The 6,249-nt window shown below is 73.8% G+C and carries 4 protein-coding genes; 2 read left to right on the top strand and 2 right to left on the bottom strand.

Annotated elements, in window-relative coordinates:
• Positions 1–228: 228 nt before the first annotated feature.
• Positions 229–1,005, bottom strand: coding sequence for a cobalt-precorrin-6A reductase (locus tag STRTUCAR8_RS00875; RefSeq protein WP_006373423.1), 777 nt, complete (start codon positions 1,003–1,005; stop codon positions 229–231).
• A gap of 35 nt (positions 1,006–1,040) precedes the next feature.
• On the opposite strand from STRTUCAR8_RS00875, the gene STRTUCAR8_RS00870 reads away from it, so the two are divergent.
• Both STRTUCAR8_RS00870 and STRTUCAR8_RS00865 read left to right on the top strand, forming a co-directional pair.
• Positions 1,041–2,189 (top strand): cobalt-precorrin-5B (C(1))-methyltransferase, encoded by a 1,149-nt coding sequence (locus STRTUCAR8_RS00870; protein ID WP_044471416.1) that lies wholly within the window; start codon positions 1,041–1,043, stop codon positions 2,187–2,189.
• Positions 2,190–2,330: 141 nt separating this feature from the next.
• Entirely contained in the window at positions 2,331–4,268 is a 1,938-nt protein-coding gene (locus STRTUCAR8_RS00865; protein WP_006373436.1) for a potassium channel family protein, read from the top strand.
• A gap of 123 nt (positions 4,269–4,391) precedes the next feature.
• On the opposite strand, the gene STRTUCAR8_RS00860 is transcribed toward STRTUCAR8_RS00865, so the two are convergent.
• Positions 4,392–6,230, bottom strand: coding sequence for a S9 family peptidase (locus STRTUCAR8_RS00860; protein WP_006373428.1), 1,839 nt, complete (start codon positions 6,228–6,230; stop codon positions 4,392–4,394).
• Positions 6,231–6,249 lie beyond the last annotated feature (19 nt).

Genomic DNA, 6,249 nt, shown 5'->3' with positions numbered 1-6,249 from the left:
GCGCGGAGCACCCCTCAAGCCACAACACTCGCAACCGCCCGCTCCCCGGCAGACTCCCGCCCGGAGGCTGGTGCGGGGCTCCTGCCCCCACACCCCGACCGACGCCGTCAGCCCGGCTCCCCCGGCACGGAGCAGCCGCCAAGCCACAACACCCGCAACCGCCCGCTCCCCGGCAGAGGCCCGCCCAGGGGCCCGCCCGGGGCCCTGCCCCCACCCCGACCGGCGCCGTCAGCCCTGTTGCGGCTCGGGGGCGGAGCAACCACCGAGCCGCAGCGCCCGTACCGCTGCCTCCGGACCCTCCACCACCCGCACTCCCTCCGGCACCGCCGGGCGGCGTACGACGATCACCGGGATCCCCGCCTCCCTGGCCGCCGTGAGTTTCGGGGCGGTGGCCGGGCCGCCGCTGTCCTTGGTGACGAGGACGTCGACGCGGTGGCGGCGCAGCAGCTCGCGTTCGCCGTCGAGGGTGAAGGGGCCCCGGTCGAGCAGTACCTCCATACGGGCCGGATGCGGGGCCTCGGGCGCGTCGACGGAACGGACGAGGAACCACAGCTCGTCCAGCGCGGCGGCGCCCGTGAAGGCGGCCAGGCCCAGGCGCCCGGTGGTGAGGAACACGCGCTGCCCGAGCGTGGGCAGCAGCGCGGCGGCCTCCTCCAGGGAACCGACCCCGTGCCAGTCGTCGCCGTCGACCGGCACCCAGCCGGGACGCCGGAGCGCGAGCAGGGGAACATGGACCGCGGCGGCGGCCCGTGCCGCATGGAAACCGATCGTCCCGGCGAAGGGGTGGGTGGCGTCGATGAGCACGTCCACCGCATGCGCGCGCAGCCACTCGGCGAGCCCCTCGGCCCCGCCGAAACCACCGACGCGCACCTCACCGGGCGGCAGCCGGGGCGCGGCGACCCGTCCGGCCAGCGAGTTCGTCACCCGGAACACACCCTCTTCGGCCGCCAGGAGCTCGGCGAGGCGGCGGGCCTCTGCCGTTCCGCCGAGGATCAGTACGTGCACGGAGACCGGGTTCCCTTCATGAGCGGCGAGTGGCGATGAGCGGCAACGAGGCCGGCGGCGGGCGCGGCGCCCAACTCAAGCACACCGGCCTGCGCCCCGGCTGGACCACCGGCGCCTGCGCGACCGCCGCCACGACAGCCGCGTACACCGCTCTGTTGACCGGCGACTTTCCCGACCCGGTGACGATCACGCTGCCCAGGGGCCAGACACCAGCGTTCGCGCTGGCCACCGAGGAGCTGACCGGCTCGTACGCCATGGCGGGCATCGTCAAGGACGCGGGCGACGACCCGGACGTCACCCACGGCGCACTGGTCCGGGCGACCGTGCGCCGGCTGCCCGCCGGGTCCGGCGTCGTCTTCCGGGCCGGTCCGGGCGTCGGCACGGTCACCCGCCCGGGACTGCCCCTGCCGGTGGGCGAACCTGCGGTCAACCCGGTCCCCCGGCAGCTGATGCGCGACCACGTGGCCCGGGTGGCGGCCGAACACGGGGAGAGCGGCGACGTCGAGATCACCGTCTCCGTCGACCACGGCGAGGAGATCGCCCGGTCCACCTGGAACCCACGCCTGGGCATCCTCGGCGGCCTGTCCATCCTGGGGACCACCGGGATCGTCGTCCCCTACTCCTGCTCGGCGTGGATCGACTCCATCCGGCGGGGCGTGGACGTGGCCCGGGCCGCCGGACACACCCATGTCGCCGGGTGCACCGGCTCGACCTCGGAGAAGACGGTCGTCGCCGCCTACGGACTCCCCGAGCAGGCCCTGCTCGACATGGGCGACTTCGCGGGGGCGGTACTGAAGTACGTACGACGTCATCCCGTCGACCGGCTCACGATCTGCGGCGGGTTCGCGAAACTCTCGAAGCTGGCGGCCGGTCACCTGGATCTGCACTCCGCCCGTTCCCAGGTCGACCTGGGCCTCCTCGCCGAACTGGCCCGGCGCGGCGGCGCGAGCGAGACGCTGGTCGCCGAGGTCGCCGACGCCAACACCGGTCTCGCGGCACTGCAGTTGTGCGCGGCGGCCGGCGTCCCGCTCGGCGACCTGGTGGCGGTGGCCGCACGCGACGAGGCCCTGACCGTGCTGCGCGGAGCGCCCGTCGCGGTCGACGTGATCTGTATCGACCGGGCGGGGCAGATCGTGGGGCGCAGCGGCGTGGGCGGCGGCGGGCACAACGGACGACGAGCCTGACCGCGGATTTGATCATCCGACGGGCCCCGGCCCGCAACCGCCCCTCCCGGTACGGCAGTCTTCTCCCTCGTGGCGATCCTGGGGAACCTTCCGAGTCAGAGCGGGCCGAACGGGCCCCGCGCGGGTGATCCCGCCGCGCACATGATCGTGGCCGGTGACGACGGGCTCGCCCACCGACTGGCCCACGAACTCCGCAACGTCTACGGCGAGCACGTCACCCTCGTCGTCCCGCCCTCGGAGCGGAACGTACGGCCGCCGGTGGTCGTCCGCGCCGCCGGAACCGCGTCGGCGCTGCTCGACCGGATGTCCGCGGCCGTCAACCGGGCGGCCGGGAATGGGACCAACGCGACCAACGGTGGGGCCGGTAGCAGTGAACCCGGGCCACACGAAGGGATGTTGGAGGCCGTCGAGGCGACCGAGGCCGTGCTCGCCCAGGCGGGCGCGGCGCGGGCGGCGGCCCTGGCCCTCGTGTACGACGACGACGAGACCAACATCCGCGCCGCACTCACCGCCCGCCGCCTCAACCCCCGACTGCGGCTCGTACTCCGGCTCTACAACCGCCGGTTGGGCCAGCACATCGAGGAACTCCTCGACCAGGCATCGGTGTTGTCGGCGGACCCCGGCGACGGCACCCCCGAGCCCGGCGACTTCGACGCGTCGACCACCGTCCTGTCCGACGCCGACACCGCCGCCCCCGCGCTCGCCGCCACCGCCATCACCGGTACCAGTAAGGTCGTCCAGACCGACAGACTGCTGCTGCGCGCCGTGGAACGGCAGCCACCCGCGCCGGGCGAGGTCGCCGACCCCGGCCTGTACACCCTCGCCCTGCTCTCCACCACGAGCAGCGACCCGGCCGGCGCGGACGGCTCCGAGGGCAGCGGCGACCAGGGACCCCGGCTGCTCCCCGACGAGGCGGCGGTCGCGGCGGCGACCGGACGCGGGACGGTCGTGCTCCAGCAGGTGTCGTACGCGTACTCCGGGACGTCGATGTCGGGCGGGCGCGGGCGGGGCGTGGTGCCGCCGTTCGCCTCCCTGTTCTCCCGTCGGCTGCGGTGGTCGCTGGCCGGGATGGTCGGGTGCGTGATCGCCCTCGCCGTCGCGCTGACGATCGCGACGGGCGACCACCCCGTCCACGCGACCTATCTGACCCTGCTCGACCTCTTCGCGATCAACGACCCGGCACTCGGCGCCTCGATGCCCCGCCAGATCCTCCAACTCCTCTCCGGACTCGTCGGGTTGCTGCTGCTGCCGGTCCTGCTGGCCGCCGTCCTGGAGGCACTCGGTACGTTCCGCAGCGGGTCGGCGGTACGGAGGCCGCCGCGCGGGCTGAGCGGGCATGTGGTGCTGCTCGGGCTCGGCAAGATCGGTACCCGGGTGCTGACCCGGCTGCGCGAACTGAACATCCCGGTGGTGTGCGTCGAGGCGGACCCCGACGCGCGCGGGCTCGCGACGGCACGGCGGCTGCGGGTGCCGGTGGTGCTGGGCGATGTGACCCAGGAGGGCGTCCTGGAGGCCGCGAAGATCAACCGCGCGCAGGCCCTCCTCGCCCTCACCAGCGCCGACACGACGAACCTGGAGGCGGTCCTGTACGGGCGTTCCGTACGGCCCGACCTGCGCGTCGTCCTGCGCCTGTACGACGACGACTTCGCGACCGCCGTGTACCGCACCCTGCGCGCGGCGCACCCCGGCGCCACCACCCGCAGCCGGAGCGTGTCGCACCTGTCGGCGCCCGCCTTCGCCGGGGCGATGATGGGCCGCCAGACACAGATCCTCGGCACGATTCCCGTCGAGCGGCGGGTGCTGCTGTTCGCGGCGATGCGGGTGGGCGGGCATGCGCAGTTGGAGGGGCGGACGGTCGGGGAGGCGTTTCGGGCGGGGGCGTGGCGGGTGCTGGCGCTGGACACGGGGGTGAGCCCCGGCTCCGAGGGCGCCGGGGAGGACGCCCGGCCCTCGGGGCTGGTGTGGGATCTGCCGGTGACGTATGTGCTGCGGGCGGAGGACCGGGTGGTGCTGGCTGCCACCCGGCGGGGGTTGGCGGAGCTGTTGGGTCGGCGGCGGGGGGAGCGGGCGGGGGTGTAGGGGTTTTCGCCCCCGCCGCCCCTACCCGTCCCATCCCGTCCTGGGGGTTGCGCCCCCAGACCCCCCTCCGGCCCTGAACGGGCCGCGTCCTCAAACGACGGACAGGCTGGAAATGCGCCCGGACTAGCTGGAGGGCAGGTGCCGTTCCACGAACTCCAGTTCCAGCCTTACCTGCTTGATTCGCTCGTCCACCACCAGTGAGCCGTGTCCCGCCTCGTAGCGGTAGACCTCGTGGACCGCGCCCCGGGATTCCAGGCGCTTCACGTAGTTGTCGATCTGGCGGATCGGGCAGCGCGGGTCGTTCACGCCGGCCGAGATGTACACCGGCGCCGTCACCGCGTCGACGTACGTCAGGGGGGACGACGCCTCGAAGCGTTCCGGGACCTCTTCCGGTGTGCCGCCCAGCAGCGTGCGGTCCATCGCTTTCAGCGCTTCCATCTCGTCGTGGTACGCCGTGACGTAGTCCGCGACCGGCACCGCGGCGAGACCGAGCGACCATGCGTCGGGCTGGACGCCGAGGCCGAGAAGCGTGAGGTAGCCGCCCCAGGAGCCGCCGGAGAGGATCAGCCGGCCGGGGTCCGCGAGGCCCGAGCTCACCGCCCATTCCCGTACCGCCGCGATGTCCTCCAGTTCGATCAGGCCGACCCGGTGCTTGAGGGCGTCGGTCCACTCACGGCCGTACCCCGTGGAGCCCCGGTAGTTGACCCGCACCACCGCGTACCCGTGGTCGACCCAGGCCGCCGGGCCCGCCGCGAACGAGTCGCTGTCGTGCCAGGTGGGTCCGCCGTGGATGTCGAAGACCGTCGGGAACGGGCCGTCCGCCCCCGCCGGCTTCTGCACCAGGGCGTGGATACGGCCCCCCGGCCCCTCCACCCACACGTCCTCCACGGGTACCGAACCCGGCGACTTCAGCCCGGGCGGGTCCAGGACCACCGCTCCGGTCGTCGAGCGCACCGACGACGGCTGCGCCGACGACGACCACAGGTACTCCACGCTGCCGTCGGGCCGGGCCGTCGCCCCCGAGACCGTACCGGCGGGCGTGGGCACCTTCACCAGTTCGCGCGCGCCCAGGTCGTAGCGGAACAGCTCGCTGCGCGCCTCGAAGCCGTGGGCGATCAGGAGGCCCGAGCCGTCGGGATACCACTCCGCGCTCACATCACCCGGCAGGTCGAGGCCGAGGTCCGTCTCCTCCCCGCTCACCACGTCCCACACGAGGGGTTCCCAGCGTCCGCGCCGCTGATGCCCGACGAGCAGCCGTGTGTCGCCCTCCACCGGCGCGAAGCCCAGCACCTCCAGGCCCAGTTCCTCCGCGCCGCCCTTGGTGTCGTCGAGCTCGGCGACCGTCGTACCGTCCGGGCGCAGGACGCGCAGCGCGGAGTGCATCGCGTCGCCGTGCTCCGTGTGCTCGATCGCGATCAGCGAACCGTCGTGCGAGAGGTCGCCGACGCCCGCCGACTCGCGGTGCCGGTAGATGACAGTGGGGGGCGTGCCGGCCACCGCCAGGTGGATCGTCGTACCGTCCTCGTCCGTCGAGCGCCCCACGACCGCCGTACGACCGTCCCGGGCGAGCGCGAGCCCCGCCGGGTACGAGGCGTCCAGACCGGGTGTCGCGAGCTCGTCCTCGGCGCCGTCCTCGCCGCCTCCGAACGGCTGGCGGCGCCACACGCCGAACTCGTCGCCGTCCTTGTCGTCGAACCACCAGATCCACTCGCCGTCGGGCGACAGCACGCCGTCCGTCGTGCCGTTCGGCCGGTTCGTCACCTGGCGCTGCTCGCCCGTGGCTCGGTCCCAGGCGTACAGCTCGTACGTGCCCGTCGCGTTGGACACGAACAGGGACCGGTCCGGCGCGTCCTCCGCCCAGTCGGGCAGCGACACCCTCGGCGCCCGGAACCGCTTCTCCCAGTCCGGGACGGTCGGGTCGGGCGTATTCGTGGTCGGCGTGGACCCGTTGCTCTCAGTCATGGCCCCCATACTGCCCGCC

Source organism: Streptomyces turgidiscabies Car8 (assembly GCF_000331005.1).
Taxonomy (GTDB): Bacteria; Actinomycetota; Actinomycetes; order Streptomycetales; family Streptomycetaceae; genus Streptomyces; species Streptomyces turgidiscabies.
Note: the sequence above shows the minus strand (reverse complement) of the source record. Positions and strands in the feature narration are given on the sequence as shown.

Excerpts from the sequence above, each read along its gene's own strand:
- STRTUCAR8_RS00860 (WP_006373428.1), bottom strand. The coding sequence starts at position 6,230 with ATGACTGAGAGCAACGGGTCCACGCCGACCACGAATACGCCCGACCCG.
- STRTUCAR8_RS00865 (WP_006373436.1), top strand. The coding sequence starts at position 2,331 with ATGATCGTGGCCGGTGACGACGGGCTCGCCCACCGACTGGCCCACGAA.
- STRTUCAR8_RS00870 (WP_044471416.1), top strand. The coding sequence starts at position 1,041 with ATGAGCGGCAACGAGGCCGGCGGCGGGCGCGGCGCCCAACTCAAGCAC.